The sequence below is a fragment of the Xanthobacter wiegelii genome (assembly GCF_043193855.2).
Classification (GTDB): domain Bacteria; phylum Pseudomonadota; class Alphaproteobacteria; order Rhizobiales; family Xanthobacteraceae; genus Xanthobacter; species Xanthobacter flavus_A.
On sequence record NZ_CM195529.1, the window covers coordinates 3,324,038 to 3,339,447 of the forward strand.

16 protein-coding genes are annotated in these 15,410 nt (G+C 68.4%); 6 read left to right on the top strand and 10 right to left on the bottom strand.

Annotated elements, in window-relative coordinates; translation table 11 throughout:
* Window position 1: 1 nt before the first annotated feature.
* The 8 genes from rpsL to fumC all read right to left on the bottom strand — a co-directional run bounded on the left by rpsL (window position 2) and on the right by fumC (window position 6,965).
* Window positions 2-373, bottom strand: a complete 372-nt coding sequence (gene rpsL / locus V5F63_RS15485; RefSeq protein ID WP_012171083.1) for a 30S ribosomal protein S12 — start codon at window positions 371-373, stop codon at window positions 2-4.
* Window positions 374-911: 538 nt separating this feature from the next.
* Complete coding sequence (locus V5F63_RS15490) at window positions 912-1,895, bottom strand: malate dehydrogenase (RefSeq protein ID WP_209483613.1); 984 nt, start codon at window positions 1,893-1,895, stop codon at window positions 912-914.
* Between the two features lie 150 nt (window positions 1,896-2,045).
* Window positions 2,046-2,429, bottom strand: a complete 384-nt coding sequence (locus V5F63_RS15495; protein WP_394028230.1) for a hypothetical protein — start codon at window positions 2,427-2,429, stop codon at window positions 2,046-2,048.
* A 99-nt stretch (window positions 2,430-2,528) separates the two neighbouring features.
* Window positions 2,529-3,191, bottom strand: coding sequence for a TPM domain-containing protein (locus V5F63_RS15500; protein ID WP_209483617.1), 663 nt, complete (start codon window positions 3,189-3,191; stop codon window positions 2,529-2,531).
* A gap of 79 nt (window positions 3,192-3,270) precedes the next feature.
* On the bottom strand, window positions 3,271-4,134 hold the full coding sequence (locus V5F63_RS15505) for a TPM domain-containing protein (protein WP_394100949.1): 864 nt from the start codon (window positions 4,132-4,134) through the stop codon (window positions 3,271-3,273).
* 16 nt (window positions 4,135-4,150) lie between these two features.
* A complete protein-coding gene (locus V5F63_RS15510) occupies window positions 4,151-4,762 on the bottom strand; it encodes a LemA family protein (protein WP_209483621.1) in 612 nt (203 codons plus the stop codon).
* Between the two features lie 94 nt (window positions 4,763-4,856).
* Window positions 4,857-5,456 (bottom strand): ParB-like protein, encoded by a 600-nt coding sequence (locus V5F63_RS15515; RefSeq protein WP_394028228.1) that lies wholly within the window; start codon window positions 5,454-5,456, stop codon window positions 4,857-4,859.
* Between the two features lie 120 nt (window positions 5,457-5,576).
* Window positions 5,577-6,965 (bottom strand): class II fumarate hydratase, encoded by a 1,389-nt coding sequence (fumC, locus tag V5F63_RS15520; protein ID WP_394028227.1) that lies wholly within the window; start codon window positions 6,963-6,965, stop codon window positions 5,577-5,579.
* Window positions 6,966-7,232: 267 nt separating this feature from the next.
* Here fumC and V5F63_RS15525 point away from each other — a divergent pair, with 267 nt between their 5' ends.
* The 6 genes from V5F63_RS15525 (at window position 7,233) to V5F63_RS15550 (ending at window position 12,021) form a co-directional block, all read left to right on the top strand.
* Window positions 7,233-7,427 (top strand): DUF4169 family protein, encoded by a 195-nt coding sequence (locus tag V5F63_RS15525; protein ID WP_348634387.1) that lies wholly within the window; start codon window positions 7,233-7,235, stop codon window positions 7,425-7,427.
* On the top strand, window positions 7,408-7,686 hold the full coding sequence (locus V5F63_RS15530; protein WP_209483628.1) for a ribbon-helix-helix domain-containing protein: 279 nt from the start codon (window positions 7,408-7,410) through the stop codon (window positions 7,684-7,686). Before V5F63_RS15525 ends, V5F63_RS15530 begins: the two co-directional genes overlap by 20 nt.
* 290 nt (window positions 7,687-7,976) lie before the next feature.
* Window positions 7,977-9,113 (top strand): FtsH protease activity modulator HflK, encoded by a 1,137-nt coding sequence (gene hflK, locus V5F63_RS15535; protein WP_209483630.1) that lies wholly within the window; start codon window positions 7,977-7,979, stop codon window positions 9,111-9,113.
* Window positions 9,110-10,024 (top strand): protease modulator HflC, encoded by a 915-nt coding sequence (gene hflC, locus V5F63_RS15540; protein ID WP_209483633.1) that lies wholly within the window; start codon window positions 9,110-9,112, stop codon window positions 10,022-10,024. Before hflK ends, hflC begins: the two co-directional genes overlap by 4 nt.
* Before the next feature lie 17 nt (window positions 10,025-10,041).
* The gene (locus V5F63_RS15545) at window positions 10,042-10,230 is read left to right on the top strand and encodes a DUF2065 domain-containing protein (protein ID WP_209483635.1); all 189 of its coding nucleotides are present in this window, start codon (window positions 10,042-10,044) and stop codon (window positions 10,228-10,230) included.
* A gap of 300 nt (window positions 10,231-10,530) precedes the next feature.
* The gene (locus V5F63_RS15550) at window positions 10,531-12,021 is read left to right on the top strand and encodes a DegQ family serine endoprotease (RefSeq protein ID WP_394100948.1); all 1,491 of its coding nucleotides are present in this window, start codon (window positions 10,531-10,533) and stop codon (window positions 12,019-12,021) included.
* Between the two features lie 209 nt (window positions 12,022-12,230).
* Here V5F63_RS15550 and V5F63_RS15555 read toward each other — a convergent pair whose 3' ends face one another.
* Window positions 12,231-13,595, bottom strand: a complete 1,365-nt coding sequence (locus V5F63_RS15555) for a glutamate--tRNA ligase (protein WP_394100947.1) — start codon at window positions 13,593-13,595, stop codon at window positions 12,231-12,233.
* A 92-nt stretch (window positions 13,596-13,687) separates the two neighbouring features.
* Entirely contained in the window at window positions 13,688-15,391 is a 1,704-nt protein-coding gene (locus V5F63_RS15560; RefSeq protein ID WP_394100946.1) for an SH3 domain-containing protein, read from the bottom strand.
* Window positions 15,392-15,410: the final 19 nt, after the last annotated feature.

Here is a 15,410-nt window from a genome sequence, read left to right on the forward strand (position 1 = left end):
ATCACTTCGGCCGCTTCGCGCCGTACTTCGAACGGCGCTGCTTGCGGTTCTTCACGCCCTGGGTATCCAGAACGCCACGCAGGATGTGGTAGCGCACGCCGGGAAGATCCTTCACGCGGCCGCCACGGATCATCACCACGGAGTGTTCCTGAAGGTTGTGACCTTCACCGGGGATGTAGCCGATCACTTCGTAGCTGTTGGTGAGCCGCACCTTGGCGACCTTACGAAGGGCCGAGTTCGGCTTCTTCGGGGTCGTCGTGTAAACTCGCGTGCAAACGCCGCGCTTCTGCGGGCTCGACTGAAGCGCCGGCGCCTTGTCGCGCGCCTTCTGCGCTTCGCGCGGCTTACGGATCAGCTGGTTGATCGTCGGCATGTACGCCTTCGCCTCGTCCTGATCTGCGGCCTTGGCCGCATTCCTTCATTTCGACGACCCTTTTGGGATCGCCACGATCGGCCCCGACGGGGCCCGAATTCCCTTCGCACCAACGAACACGAAAGGCGCCGTCCACCGCCCAAAAGGGGGCAGACACGCCTTTCTCGCGACAGAGGATCACAGCGCGCTATACCGGGGCTTTTTTCCCGGCCGGCGCCGCGATCATGCACCTGAAGTTATCGCAGTGCTGTTCCTGGCAGCGTTTCGGCTTCAAGATCGCCCCTTCAAGCACTTGGAAGCGCTGATTTCGAAGGGACCAATCACTCAGACGCCGACCGCCTGCCGCGAAAGTGGGCTGCTTCTAACCGGAGAGTCGCCGAACGTCAATAAGGATCGCGCCGACTTTCCCGCAAATACGCGGCTTTGAGGCTTACGAAGGCGTGACCGCAGTCACAAATCGCCCCCACCCTGCCGGTAATTCATACTTTTTTAACAAATGCCCCCGCCCGCGGCGCGGGTGGGGGCGATTTTAAGGGAATCAGGCGAGAAGGGCGGCGACGCCGTCGCGCTCTTCCAGCAGTTCCTTGAGGGTCTTGTCGAACTGGGTCTTGGAGAAGTCGTCCATGGGCAGGCCCTGGACCACTTCGTACTCGCCCGCGGTGCAGATGGCAGGCATGCCGAAAACGATGCCCTCGGGCACGCCGTAGGAGCCATCGGACGCGACGCCCATGGACACCCACTTGCCGGCGGTGCCGTGGATCCAGTCATGCATATGGTCGATGGCGGCGTTGGCGGCGGAGGCCGCAGACGACAGGCCACGGGCCTCGATGATGGCGGCGCCGCGCTTGCCGACGGTCGGCAGCAGGGTCTCGCGATACCAGGTCTCGTCGTTGATGAGCTCCGGCAGCGGCTTGCCCTTCACGGTGGCGAAGCGGTAGTCGGCATACATGGTCGGGGAGTGGTTGCCCCACACCGCCACCTTCTCGATGTCCTTGCTCTCGACGCCAGCCTTCGCCGCGAACTGCGACAAAGCGCGGTTGTGGTCGAGGCGGAGCATGGCGGTGATGTTGCGGGCCGGCAGGTCCGGGGCGCTCTTGGCGGTGATGTAGGCATTGGTGTTGGCCGGGTTGCCGACCACCAGCACCTTCACGTCGCGCTTGGCCACCTCGTTCAGCGCCGCGCCCTGGACCTTGAAGATCTCGGCGTTGGCGGAGAGGAGGTCGGCGCGCTCCATGCCCTTCGAGCGCGGACGGGCGCCGACGAGAATCGCTGCGTCGATGTCCTTGAAGGCGACCTTCGGATCATCGGTGATGACCACGCCCGCGAAATTCGGGAAGGCGCAATCCTCGATCTCCATCACCACGCCCTTCACGGCACCCTGCGCCTGGGGAAGGTCGAGAAGCTGGAGGATGACCGGCTGGTCCTTGCCGAACAGGTCGCCGTTGGCGATGCGGAAAAGAAGAGAATAGCAAATCTGACCGGCGGCGCCCGTGACTGCGACGCGAACGGCGGGTTTGGTCATGAGAGGAAGCCCTTTGCCTTGGATGAGCCCCGAAGGCTCGGGCGCGCAATCTATGCTGCGGCGCGGCCGATGGAAAGGCGCTCGCGCCCCTCAGAATCGGCGACGCCGCACGACCTTCGGCTAAAGCGTCCCGGGGCCGAAGTTTGCCCGTCACACCTCGGCCGGCACCGGCGGAAAGGCAGCGGCCTCGAGAAAGGCGAGGACGCTCTCGAACTCTTCCGGCGTGATCGCATAGTCGTATGTGCCGTCATAAAGCCGGAAGAGGCTGCCACTGATCTCCACCTGGAGCTTTGGCGGAGTGGACTTCCCGGCGGAGAGCAGGCGGCAGGCGACCGTGACGTCGGGTCCCGGCGCGTCCCCCCGGCAGAGGATGGCGGCGGGGCCGCTGGCCCGCAGGTCGTAGAGCTTGATGATGGTCACATCCTTGGGCCCATCGGGATCAATGCGGATGAAGCCCTTGTCAACGGCGGTCTTCTCAAGCGTGATGCTGTAGGCCTGACCTTTGGCGTCCACCGGATTGACGGTAACCAGCATGATGTCCTCCCCAAAACCACCCCCCAAAAGGTGGCCGGGCCGGACATTACAACTAAAACGAGTTCAATAAAATAATACAATCCAAAAGGGCGGCTCCGATCAGAGCACCACCACATGGTTGGGCATCTCATTGCTGTCGCCCGGCCGGCGCGGCAGGGGGCCGGCGAGGAGTTCGCCCGCCTTCTCCACCCCCGCCACGAGCCCTTCGGCAAGGCTGCCCTGCCGGGCGCGGGCGGCGACCGTGTCGCAGATGTCGCGCCACGCGGCGGCGCCCAGCGGGCCATGGGCCGCGTCGTCCGCCACCACTTCCACGAGGCGCTCGCGCGCGGCGGCGAAGATCAGGATGCCGGTGCGGCCCTTGGTCTGGGGAATGCCGTAGCTCAGGAAGGTCTCGATGGCCGCGTTGCGCGCGGCCGCCTTGAGCGCGAGGCGGGGGATGGCTTTCTCCGCGACGCCCGGCATTAGCAGCGCGGCAGCGAGTAGCACGAACAGCACCGACTGCAGCGCCAGAGCCGACAGCGCCGGCATGGGATAGGCGAGCACGACGAGCCACGGCAGCACCAGCGCCGCCAGCGAGGCCCACAGGATGGAGAAGAATGAGTGCTGCACCAGCGGCGCCCGGGTCACCACCACGCGGATTTCAGCAGACGTCTTGGCCTCCGCCAGCGTCACCGCCTCGGCGATGCGCTGGAGCGCGTGCTGCGGCAGGCCGTAGCGGCCGGCATCCTGGGTGGTGGTCGTCGTGGCGGATTGCGGGTCCATCCAAAGCTCTCCCCCCGCGACGGCGGGATCGGCAGTTTGCAGGCGCGCGGTAAAATCGCAAGGGCGGAGCCGGCGCGACCTACCAGTCCCCCGAAGCGCCGCCCCCGCCGGAGGAGCCTCCGCCGCCCGACCAGCCGCCGCCCGAAGACCCGCCGGACCAGCCGGAGCTGCTGCCCGTGCCCCATTCCCAAGCGATCGGTCCGCCGGCCACCGCCCCGTCGCGCCGCCTGCGGGCGGCCGGACCGCCCGGCCCGCCCCCGCGCATGACGCGCCAGATGATGAACCCCATGAAGATGACCATCACCGCGAGAAAGATGAGGTTGTCCACCTCCTCCTCGGTCCAGTCGGAAGATTCCAGCGTCTTCGCCCGCGCCTTCGCCTCGTCCGGATCGAGGTTCAGGATTTCTATGATCGCGTCCGTGCCCTTGACGATCCCGGCCGCCATGTCGCCGGACTTGAAGGCGGGCACGATGGCGTTGCGGATGATGGTGGAGGCGACCGCATCGGTGAGGATGCCTTCCAGCCCGTAACCCACCTCGATGCGCACTTTGCGCTCGTTGGGGGCGACGAGAAGGAGGACGCCATTGTTCTTCTTCGCCTGCCCGATCTGCCAGGTGCGGAACAGGCGGTTGGCGTAGTCCTCGATGGAGGTGCCCTGCAGCGAGGGAATGGTGGCCACCACCAATTGGTCGGTGGCCCGCGCCTCCTGCGCCGCGAGCTTGGCATCCAGCGCGGCGAGGGTGGCGGCGTCGAGCACATGGGCGGCGTCCACCACCCGTCCGGTGAGGGGCGGGAAGGTCAGCTCCGCGCGGGCGGGCGCGACGGCTCCGGCCGCGATGGCGAGGCACAGCGCCACCAGGCCGGCCAGCACGGGCACGAAGCGCCGGGCCGGGATCGCAAAGGCGCGTGGCTGGGCCACCCGGCGGGCTTTCTCCTCGCCCATCGCCGTCACTCCGGCCTCAGTTGAACTTCACCTTGGGCACCTGCATCTGCTGCTCGGAGATGGTGAAGGTCTCCATGGGCTTGTAGGCGCGATAGAGGGTGGCGGCCCACAGCGCGCCGGGGAAGGTCTTCAGCTCGGTGTTATAGACGCGCACCGCCTCGATATAGTCGCGCCGCGCCACGGCGATGCGGTTCTCGGTGCCCTCGATCTGAGACTGGAGGGCGAGGAAGTTGGCATTGGATTTCAGGTCCGGATAGGCCTCCGACACCGCGATCAGCCGCCCCAGCGCGGAGGAGAGGCCCGCCTGCGCGTCCTGGAACTGCTTGAACTGCTCGGGATTGGTGATGGTGGAGGCATCCACCCTGATGGAGGTGGCCTTGGCGCGCGCCTCGATCACCGAGGTCAGCACGTCCTTCTCCTGGGCGGCATAGCCCTTCACCGTCTCCACCAGATTGGGAATGAGGTCCGAGCGGCGCTGGTACTGGTTCAGCACCTCGCTCCACGCCGCCTTGGCGCGCTCCTCCTCGGTGGGAATCACATTGATGCCGCATCCCGCCAGCATGAGCGCGGCCAGCACGGCGAAGAGCGGCGCCCGGAGGCGGGCGAATTCACGAAGAACGATGGACATGTGGCCCCTCCCCTGTCGCCGCAGCGTGGCAGCGGCGTGCTTATAACACGGCGAAGGTCGAGAAAGGTTCCGGGACAATCCGGATCCCCCATCCTCACGCCTTGCCGAGATAGCCCGGCAGATCCTGCGCCTCATCCAGCAGAGACACCTTGATGGCGAGCTTCTCCGCCATAACGATGTCAGTCTCAAGCAGGCGGGTGGTCATGAAGGAGCGGTAGTAATTGCCCCACATGAATTCCTGGAACGGCGTGTCCTCGTTGGCATAGGCCATCCCGCGCACCCCGCGGGCGAGCGTGCGCCAAGGGTTGTCGGTGAGCGCGCTCACGTGGGCCGGAATCTTGACGCAGGGGCGGCGATTGCCGTCCACGTCGATGGGCCAGCACAGACCCTCGGTCTCCATGCGGTGCCAGAAGGCCTTGAGGTCGAGGTCCGACCAGTCGGCCCGCGCCTCACCGAGGAACACCGTCTCTTCGCCGACAGCAAGCAGCGCCCGGCACAGATGGTGATGGTCGATGATGTAGAGCCGGCGTTTCGGCCCGATCACATAGGGCACAGCCTTGTCTTCCTTCAGCGCCCTCAACTCGCGCTGGGAGAGCTTGCGCATCTGCGCGGCGCGCCGCTCCACCTCCTGCAGCCCCAGCGTGAGCTGGGTGGGGTTCAGCGCCGCGATGTCGATTTCGGTGAAGTCCGCCATTCCAGTCCCCTGCTCCAGTCCCCTGCCCTCGTCCGCGCCGGCGGAGCAGGCCCGAAAACGAAGGCGGCGGCAACCCGTGCCGGGGTGCCGCCGCCGAACCCTCTACGCTGCGGACTGCGATCAGCCGGGAGAGATCATCTTCTCCGGCCGCACCACCTCGTCGAACTCTTCGTTGGTGACATAGCCGCCGCCCACGGCCTCATCGCGCAGGGTCGTGCCCTTCTTGTGCGCGGTCTTGGCGATCTTGGCGGCGTTGTCATAGCCGATCTTCGGGGCCAGCGCGGTGACCAGCATCAGCGAGCGCTCCAGCGCCGCCTTGATGTTGTCCTCGCGCGCCTCGATGCCGACCACGCAATTGTCGGTGAAGCTGATGGCCGCGTCCGCCATCAGGCGCACGGACTGGAGGAAGTTGTAGGCCATCACCGGATTGTAGACGTTCAGCTCGAAATGGCCCTGGCTGCCGGCGAAGGTGAGCGCGGCGTTGTTGCCGAAGATCTGCACGCAGACCTGGGTCAGCGCCTCGCACTGGGTGGGGTTCACCTTGCCCGGCATGATGGAGGAGCCGGGCTCGTTCTCGGGCAGCGACAATTCGCCGAGGCCGGAGCGCGGGCCGGAGCCGAGCAGGCGGATGTCGTTGGCGATCTTGAACAGCGAGGCCGCCACCGTGTTGATGGCGCTGTGCGAGAACACCATGGCGTCGTGGGCGGCGAGCGCCTCGAACTTGTTGGGCGCCGAGGTGAAGGCGAGGCCGGTGATGCCAGCGATCTTCGCCGCCACCTGCTCGGCGAAGCCGACCGGGGCGTTGAGGCCGGTGCCCACGGCGGTGCCGCCCTGCGCCAGCTCCATCAGCGCCGGCAGGGTCATCTCGATGCGCTTGATGCCGTTCTCGACCTGCTGGGCGTAGCCGGAGAATTCCTGGCCCAGCGTCAGGGGCGTCGCATCCTGGGTGTGGGTGCGGCCGATCTTGATGATGTCCTTCCACTCCGCCGACTTGGCGGCGAGCGCGCCATGCAGGTGCTTCAGCGCCGGCAGCAGGCGGTGGACGATCTCCTCCGCGCAGGCGATGTGCATGGCGGTCGGGTAGGTGTCGTTGGACGACTGGCTCATATTGACGTGATCGTTGGGATGCACGGGCTTCTTGGAGCCCATTTCCCCGCCGAGCATCTCAATGGCCCGGTTCGAGATCACCTCGTTCGCATTCATGTTCGACTGGGTGCCGGAGCCGGTCTGCCAGACGGCGAGCGGGAAGTGGGCGTCGAGCTTGCCCTCGATCACTTCCTGCGCCGCGGCGACGATGGCGTCAGCGATCTTGGGATCGAGGCGGCCGAGGTCGCGGTTCACTTCCGCCGCGGCCCGCTTGACGATGCCGAGCGCGCGCACCACCGGCAGCGGCTGCTTCTCCCAGCCGATCTTGAAGTTGCCGAGCGAGCGCTGCGCCTGCGCGCCCCAGTAGCGGTCGGATTCAACTTCGATGGGACCGAATGTGTCGGTCTCTGTGCGGGTGGTCATGGCGGGCCTTTCCTTAAGACGCGGGCGGGCCGGTCCTTAGCACAGCTCGCGCCCGCTGGGGGAGGCGCAGTTCCACCCTAAAATAGTTCCAGAGAGGTATCAGAGGGATGTTACCTCCTCGGAATTTAGCCATATCTTGACCGTGCCCGATGAGGTAAAATTCTTCGGCGGGCTAAGTGGCCTGACGCGTGACGCCGGCCGTACAGAAGATCATCTGCCGTCGGCGCGGAGGAATCCGACGGCAAGGTGAGGCAAGCGTTGGGCGACGTGGTCAATCTTCACCGGGCGCGCAAGGCGCGGGCCCGTCAGGCGGCTGATGCGGCAGCCAGCCAGAACCGGATCCGATTCGGTCGGACCAAGGCTGAGCGTCAGCAGCAGGCGGACGAGCTCGTGCGGCAAGAGCGCCACCTTGAGGGCCACGCCCTGACCGAGAGGGATGAACATGAAAAGCCCCGTGGTTAAAAGATCCATCGTCATAGCCGGGCACAAGACCAGCGTCAGTCTCGAGGATGCCTTCTGGGAGGCTCTGAAGGAGATTGCGAGCGGCCGCCGGCTCACCCTGTCCGATCTCGTGGCGACCATCGATTCCGGCCGTTCGCAGGGGAATCTTTCCTCCGCCATCCGCCTGTTCGTGCTCGACCATTTTCGTGGCGCGGCCACCCAGGCGCGCGCCCAGGCCGCAGGAGAACGTCTCCAGGTCTCCAGCCCTCCCGTTGCGTAAGCGCGAGGTCAACCTTATCTGCGGTTCGAGCTGACCGCGCATCGCGTTGAAAGGCGGTGCGCGGTTTCCTATAACCACCTGGCCCGGCGGGGCAGGCCAGACGCGGCATGCCACGTCGAGGTCCCTCCCGCCGAACGGGTCTTCCCGGTCGACGCGCTCCCTGCGGAGCTTGATCGCCTCGGACGACCCGCTGCGGGCGGCGTGCTAGCCTGCGGCCTGTCCGCAGCCGCGCCGGTGGCAGGATCAGCGACGCGGGTGCCGGTGGCGGCACCGCCCACGGGAGACGACGGATGTCGTGGAAGAATCAGAGTGGCGGCCCATGGGGTAATGGGCCGCGGGGTCCCTGGGGTTCGGGGCCCTCTTCATCGGGACCGACGCCGCCAGACCTTGAAGACCTGATCCGCCGCAGCCAGGATCGCCTGCGCTCCATCATGCCGGGCTCGTTCGGCACCAATGGCATCATCCTCGTCATCGCGCTCGTGGTGGCCGGCTGGTTCCTCTCCGGCTTCTATCGCGTGCTGCCCGACGAGCAGGGCGTGGTGCTGCGCTTCGGCAAGTTCGTCGGCATCACCCAGCCGGGCCTCAATTATCACTGGCCCTACCCCATCGAGACCGTGCTCACCCCCAAGGTGACCTTCGTCAACCGCATCGACATCGGCATGCGGGTCAGCGAGGACACCCGCCGCACCGGCACCCGCATGACGGACGTGGCCGAGGAGAGCCTGATGCTCACGGGTGACGAGAACATCGTCGACGTGGACTTCTCGGTGTTCTGGGTGATCAACAACGCCGAAGAATACCTCTTCAACGTGCAGAACCCCGAGGGCACCATCAAGGCGGTGGCCGAGAGCGCCATGCGCGAGGTCATCGGCCGCACCAATATCCAGCCCATCCTCACCGGCGCCCGCCAGGGCATCGAGACCGGCGTGCAGGAGCTGATGCAGCAGGTGCTCAACAGCTACAAGGCCGGCGTGCAGATCACCCAGGTGCAGATGCAGAAGGTCGATCCGCCCAGCCAGGTCATCGACGCCTTCCGCGACGTGCAGGCCGCCCGCGCCGACGCCGAGCGCTCCCAGAACGAGGCGCAGACCTACGCCAACCGCGTGCTGCCCGAAGCCCGCGGCGAGGCCTCCCGCATCGAGAATGCGGCCCAGGCCTATCGCGAGCGGACCGTGGTGGAGGCCCGCGGCCAGGCCGCCCGCTTCCTCAAGGTGTTCGACGAATACCAGAAGGCCAAGGAGGTCACGCGTCAGCGCATGTACCTCGAAACCATGGAGCGCGTGCTCGGCAGCGTGGACAAGGTGCTGATCGATCCCTCCGCGAGCCGCCAGAGCGGCGGTGGCGGGGTCGTGCCGGTCCTGCCCCTTGCCGATCAGTTCCGCCGCACCCCGGCGCCCGCCACGCAGCCCCAGGGAGCCGCCCGATGAGAAACCCGGTCCTCGGCGGCGTCATCGCCGTCATTGGCGTCGTCGCCCTCATCCTGATCTATTCGTCCGCCTACATCGTCAGCCAGACCCAGCAGGCGCTGGTGCTGCGCCTCGGCGATCCGCTGGCGCCCGTGACCGCGCCCGGATTGCACTGGAAGGTGCCGTTCATCGACAGCGTGGTCTATATCGACAACCGCATCCTCGACCTGGAGAACCCCTCCCAGGAAGTGATCGCGGCGGACCAGAAGCGCCTCGTGGTGGACGCCTTCGCGCGCTACCGCATCACCAACCCGCTGCGCTTCTACCAGGCGGTGGGCACGGTGCAGGGCGCCAACTCCCGCCTCTCCACGGTGCTCAACTCGGCCCTGCGCCGCGTGCTCGGCGAGAACACCTTCACCAGCGTCGTGCGCGACCAGCGCGAGGGGCTGATGCGGCAGATCAACGAGCAGGTGAACCGCGAGGCCGCCAACTTCGGCATCACCGTGGTGGATGTGCGCATCCGCCGCGCCGACCTGCCGGAGGCCAACAGCCAGGCGGTGTTCCAGCGCATGCAGACCGAGCGCCAGCGGGAAGCGGCGGAAATTCGCGCCCAGGGCAACGAGGCCGCCCAGCGCCTGCGCGCCCGCGCCGACCGCGAGGTCACCATCGTGGTCGCGGAGGCGAACTCCAAGGGCGAGCAGCTGCGCGGTGAAGGCGATGCGGAGCGAAACCGCATCTTCGCCGATGCCTACCAGCGCGACCCGGACTTCTTCGCCTTCTACCGCTCCATGCAGGCCTATGAGGCGAGCATGAAGTCGTCCGACACCCGCATGCTGCTGGCGCCGGATTCGAACTTCTTCCGCTTCTTCCAGAGCCCGACGGGAGGCCCCGTAGCGGGCGCGCCCGTCGCGCTGCCTTCGGCCGGCAACTGACCGGCCCGGCGGGCGGCATGAAGGACCTTCTGGCTGCCCTTGGCCTCATGCTGGCCATCGAGGGCCTGTGCCTCGCCGCCTTCCCGGTGGCGTGGCGCAAGGCCATGAAGGCGGTCTTGCACGCCCCGGAAACCCCCATGCGCCTCGCCGGCCTCGGCGTCGGCGCACTGGGGGTGCTTCTGGTGTTCCTCGTGCGCAGCTTCTGAATGCGGGGCCGGTCGGATCGGCCCCACCTTCCCACACCTTCTCTCCCGCACCGATTTGTCCCCGTGTCATCGCCCGGCTCGTCCGGGCGATCCACTTTCGGGCCGCCGGGATGCCCGGTATCCCGGAAGCCGTCTGGCGGCGCAGTGGATCACCCGCACAAGGCGGGTGATGACGATTGCGAAAAGATCGCCGCAATCGTCCCCGAAGCTTGCCTCCCAACCCGCCGGATCGTGAGCGGCGCGGGGCTTGCGCCCGGCGCGCCGGCGTCGCAGCCTCTGCGGATGATCTCGAGGACAGCCATGCCCGCACCGTTCGTGCCTTCCCGCCGCCTTCCCCGCCGGTCCCGGCTGCCCGCGCTGCTTCTGGCGGCGGCGGTGGCCCTCGCCGGCATTGGCAGCGCGCCGCTTCATGCCGCGCCCGGCAAGGGACCGGACACGGTGGCGGACGTGGCCGAGAAAGTGATGGACGCGGTGGTGAACATCTCCACCTCGCAGAACGTCGCCCCCTCCCGCTCGGTGCCCGCGCCGCAACTGCCGCCAGGCTCGCCCTACGAGGACTTCTTCGACGAATTCTTCAAGCGCCGCCCGGACGATGGCGGCGAGCAGCGCTCGCGCCGCGTCTCCTCGCTCGGATCCGGCTTCGTCATCGATCCGTCCGGCTTCATCGTCACCAACAACCACGTCATCTCGGACGCCGACGAGGTCTTCGCCAATTTCAACGACGGTTCGAAGCTGAAGGCCGAGGTGGTCGGCCGCGACGCCAAAACCGACCTCGCGCTGCTCAAGGTGAACCCGCCCAGACCCCTCGTGGCGGTAAAGTTCGGCGACAGCGAGAAGCTGCGCGTGGGCGACTGGGTGATGGCCATCGGCAACCCGTTCGGCCTCGGCGGCACGCTCACGGTGGGCGTCGTCTCCGCCCGCAACCGCGACATCAATTCCGGCCCCTACGACAATTTCATCCAGACCGACGCGGCCATCAACCGGGGCAATTCCGGTGGCCCGCTGTTCAACATGGAAGGCGAGGTGATCGGCATCAACACCGCCATCATCTCCCCCTCGGGCGGCTCCATCGGCATCGGCTTCGCCGTGCCTTCCGCCACCGCCCAGCCGGTGCTGGCCCAGATCGAGCAGTTCAAGGAAGTGCGGCGCGGCTGGATCGGCGTGCGCATCCAGCCCGTCACCGAAGACATCGCCGAGAGCCTCGGCCTCGGCAAGCCGCGCGGCGCGCTCATCGGCGTGGTGACGGAGAACAGCCCGGCCGCCCAGGGCGGCGTCAAGGCCGGCGATGTGATCGTCAAGTTCAACGGCCGCGACATCAAGGAAGTGCGCGACCTCACCCGCACGGTGGCCGACACCATGGCCGACACCGAGGTGGAGGTGGTGGTCATCCGCAAGGGCAAGGAGGAGACCCTGCGCGTCAAGGTCGCCCGCATGCCCGAGGACGACAAGCCGGACGCCTCCAAGCCGGCCCCCGAGGCGCAGAAGGTGCCGCCGAAGAAGGCCCTCGGCATCGAGCTCTCCGCCATGAGCGACGACCTGCGCAAGCGCTACCGCATCAAGAGCGAGATTTCCGGCGTGGTCATCACCGACGTGGACCGCTCCTCCCCCGCCGCGGACAAGGGGCTGAAGGCGGGTCAGGTCATCGTGCAGGTGGGCCAGGAAGCGGTGGCAAGCCCCGCCGACGTGGAGAAGCAGATCGACGCCCTGCGCAAGGCCGGCAAGCGCTCGGCCCTGTTCCTCGTCTCCGACGGCGAGGGCAAGCAGGAGTTCGTGACGGTCCCGCTGAACTGAGAATAGGACAGGATTGATACCGTCGTCCTCCGGCTTGTCCGGAGGCCCCATGGAGACGCTCGTCCCGCCCCCGGAGGCTTCCGTACCGGCGGGATCGGCCCTCCGGTCAAGCCGGAGGGCGACGGCGGGAGGTGTGGCGCGGACAATCTCATCCGGTCCCTGCCGCCGATGGGCGGACCGCGCCCCGGCGGGCGGGCGACACCCGCCCCCTACCCCACCCCGCCCCTCAGCCGCTCCTCCGCCCGCGCGCGGCCCATCAGCGGTAGCAGCGCGGCGAGTTCCGGCCCCGTCTCGCGGCTGGTGAGGGCGAGGCGCAGCGGGTGGAACAGGCCACGCCCCGAGCGCCCGGTGGCAGCCTTCACCGCGCTCGTCCACGCCTTCCACGTCGCGCCATCCCACGGCTCCGCCGGCAGCAGGTTGGCGGCCTCGGTGAGGAAGGCGCGGTCGTCTTCGGCGATCACGCCCGCCTGAGGGGCGGCGACGATCTCCCACCATCCGCGCGCGTCATCGAAGCGGGAGAGGTTCGCGCGCACCGCCAGCCAGAACGCCTCGCCGCCCTCGATGCCGGCCGCCTCTAACCGCGCGGCGGCGGCGGAGAAGGGCATGATGTGCAGGGTGCGGGCGGTGAGCGCGTCGAGGTCCGCCGGATCGAACCGGGCGGGCGCCCGGGAGATGGCGGCAAGGTCCACCATGGCCGCGAGCGCGTGGAGGTCGGCGACCGGCTCCACCGCATGGGAGGTGCCCACCAGCACGGACAGCGCGGCCACCGCCAGCGCCTCCTGCCCCGCCTCGCGCAGCGCCGAAAGGGAGAGATGGCCGAGCCGCTTGGAGAGGCCTTCCCCTGAAGGCAGCGTCAGCAGATTGTGGTGAGCGAAGCCCGGCACCGGCCCGCCCAGCGCCGCGAAGATCTCGATCTGCACCGCCGTATTGGTGACGTGGTCCTCGCCGCGGATCACCTGCGTGACGCCGAGCGCCAGATCGTCCACCACCGAAGGCAGCGTGTAGAGGAAGCTGCCGTCGGCGCGCACCAGCACGGGGTCCGAGAGGGTGCTGGTGTCCACCTGCTGCGGGCCGCGCACGCCGTCGTCCCATGCCACCACGCGATGCTCCAGCCGAAAGCGCCAGTGCGGACGGCGGCCCTCGGCCTCGAGCCGGGCACGGTCCTGCGGAGTGAGCGCGAGGGCGGCACGGTCATAGACCGGCGGCAGGCCGCGGGCGCGCTGCAGGCCGCGCTTGAGGTCCAGCTCCTCCTCGCTCTCATAGGCCGGATAGAGGCGGCCCATGGCCTTGAGCCGCTCCGCCGCCGCCGCGTAATCGGCGATCCGGTCGGACTGGCGGACGGTGATGTCGGGCGCAATCCCGAGCCAGCCGAGGTCGGCGGCGATGGCGTCCGCATATTCGGCGCGGGAGCGGGCGGCGTCCGTGTCGTCGAAGCGCAGGATGAAGGTGCCGCCGGAGCGCCGGGCGATCAACGCATTAAGGAGCGCGGTGCGGGCGTTGCCCACATGGATCAGGCCGGTGGGCGACGGGGCGAAGCGCAGCACGGGCGCGGCGTTGCGGGGAAAATCGGACATGGGCAGCCCCATAGCCCGCCTTTCATCCCGCGTCGATGGGCGGGCCCCGGAAAGCGAAGAGCCCGGCGTTGCGGCCGGGCTCTCCTGTTCGTTCAGCGGGGCTGGGGGCAGTCCGGCCCCTGGCAGCGGTTGCCGCCGCCGCCACCCTGCGGCTGCTGGCGCTGTTGCGGCGCCTGCTGCTGCGGGGGCTGACGCTGTTGCTGTTGCTGCTGGATCAGCTGCTGGCGCTGCTGCTGGTACTGCTGGCGCTGCTGCTGCATCTCCTGCTGACGCTGCTGGTTCATCTGCTGGATCTGCTGCTGTTGCTGCTGACGCTGCTGCTGGCGCTGCTGGATCTGCTCCTGCTGACGCTGCTGCATCTGCTGTTGCTGCTGTTGACGCTGCTGGATCTGCTCCTGCTGACGCTGCTGCATCTGCTGTTGCTGCTGGCGCATCTGCTGTTGCTGCTGCTGGCGCTGCTGGTTCAGCTCCTGCTGCTGCTGGCGCAGCTGTTGCTGGCGCTCGGCCGGCGACACCTGCCCCGGTCGGGCACCGGGCTGACCCGGGCCACCAGGACCGCCCGGCTGGCCGGGCTGCACCTGTCCGGAACCACCGGGGCCGCCCGGACGACCGGGACCGCCGGGCTGACCCGGTCCACCCGGGCCACCGGGACCACCCGGCTGACCGGGCTGAACCTGCCCAGGACCACCCGGGCCGCCGGGACGACCGGGACCGCCGGGCTGACCCGGGCCACCGGGACCGCCCGGCTGGCCGGGCTGCACCTGACCGGGGCCGCCGGGACCGCCCGGACGACCGGGACCGCCGGGCTGACCCGGACCACCCGGGCCACCAGGACCGCCCGGCTGGCCGGGCTGAACCTGCCCAGGACCACCCGGGCCGCCGGGCTGACCCGGACCACCCGGGCCACCAGGACCGCCCGGCTGGCCGGGCTGAACCTGTCCGGGACCACCCGGGCCGCCGGGACCGCCCGGACGACCGGGACCGCCGGGCTGACCCGGACCACCCGGTCCACCGGGACCACCCGGCTGGCCGGGCTGCACCTGACCGGGGCCGCCGGGACCGCCCGGACGACCGGGACCGCCGGGATAGCCAGGACCACCAGGATAGCCGGGGCCACCCGGACCACCGGGTCCGCCGGGATAGCCGGGACCGCCCGGATAGCCGGGGCCACCAGGACCACCCGGTCCGCCGGGATAGCCGGGACGGCCCGGAGGATAGCCGGGGCTGCCGGGATAGCCGGGCTGGCCCCAGTTGGGCGGCGGGCGCGGGGCGTCCGGCGGCGGGCGCATGCCCGGAGGCGGGACGTAATTGCTGCGCCACCAGCCGGGCGGACGCGGGCCGGGAGGCGGCGGGCCCCAGCCGGGACGCGGCCGCGGATTATAGGCTTCCCAGCGCCAGCGATCGGCATACCAGGGCTGGTTCACATAGATCGGCCGGTTGACGTAATAGGTGTTCCAATACTGCGAGGCCGCGAAGGCCACCACCGGCACGCCGACAGCCGCGAGGCCCCAGTCCGGCAGCACCGCGGTGCGGCCCTGCTGCTCGTAGCCGATGTATTCGCTGTACACCCAGCCGCGGAAATCCTGCCAGATGACGTCGCACCACGACTCATCCTGGAGGCAGCCCTCCACCTCGATGGGCGAGCCATCGGGAATGACACCGAGGCTGGGGAATTCCGTATCCGGCCCCGTCCGGATGTTGACGTTTGCCGTGGAGAAGGCCGGCGCTGCCTGCGCCGAAACGATCCCCGCCATGGCCAAGCCGGTAACCCAGCCGGCCAGCTTCAGCACCCTCATGGTTCACTCCCATGCGACT

Coding starts and splice junctions, on each gene's coding strand:
- V5F63_RS15510 (WP_209483621.1), bottom strand. CDS start 4,762: ATGTCCATCGTTCTTCGTGAATTCGCCCGCCTCCGGGCGCCGCTCTTC.
- V5F63_RS15545 (WP_209483635.1), top strand. CDS start 10,042: ATGAAGGACCTTCTGGCTGCCCTTGGCCTCATGCTGGCCATCGAGGGC.
- hflK (WP_209483630.1), top strand. CDS start 7,977: ATGTCGTGGAAGAATCAGAGTGGCGGCCCATGGGGTAATGGGCCGCGG.
- V5F63_RS15530 (WP_209483628.1), top strand. CDS start 7,408: ATGAAAAGCCCCGTGGTTAAAAGATCCATCGTCATAGCCGGGCACAAG.
- hflC (WP_209483633.1), top strand. CDS start 9,110: ATGAGAAACCCGGTCCTCGGCGGCGTCATCGCCGTCATTGGCGTCGTC.
- V5F63_RS15495 (WP_394028230.1), bottom strand. CDS start 2,429: ATGCTGGTTACCGTCAATCCGGTGGACGCCAAAGGTCAGGCCTACAGC.
- V5F63_RS15505 (WP_394100949.1), bottom strand. CDS start 4,134: ATGGGCGAGGAGAAAGCCCGCCGGGTGGCCCAGCCACGCGCCTTTGCG.
- V5F63_RS15515 (WP_394028228.1), bottom strand. CDS start 5,456: ATGGCGGACTTCACCGAAATCGACATCGCGGCGCTGAACCCCACCCAG.
- V5F63_RS15555 (WP_394100947.1), bottom strand. CDS start 13,595: ATGTCCGATTTTCCCCGCAACGCCGCGCCCGTGCTGCGCTTCGCCCCG.
- V5F63_RS15500 (WP_209483617.1), bottom strand. CDS start 3,191: ATGGACCCGCAATCCGCCACGACGACCACCACCCAGGATGCCGGCCGC.
- V5F63_RS15560 (WP_394100946.1), bottom strand. CDS start 15,391: ATGAGGGTGCTGAAGCTGGCCGGCTGGGTTACCGGCTTGGCCATGGCG.
- rpsL (WP_012171083.1), bottom strand. CDS start 373: ATGCCGACGATCAACCAGCTGATCCGTAAGCCGCGCGAAGCGCAGAAG.
- V5F63_RS15550 (WP_394100948.1), top strand. CDS start 10,531: ATGCCCGCACCGTTCGTGCCTTCCCGCCGCCTTCCCCGCCGGTCCCGG.
- fumC (WP_394028227.1), bottom strand. CDS start 6,965: ATGACCACCCGCACAGAGACCGACACATTCGGTCCCATCGAAGTTGAA.
- V5F63_RS15490 (WP_209483613.1), bottom strand. CDS start 1,895: ATGACCAAACCCGCCGTTCGCGTCGCAGTCACGGGCGCCGCCGGTCAG.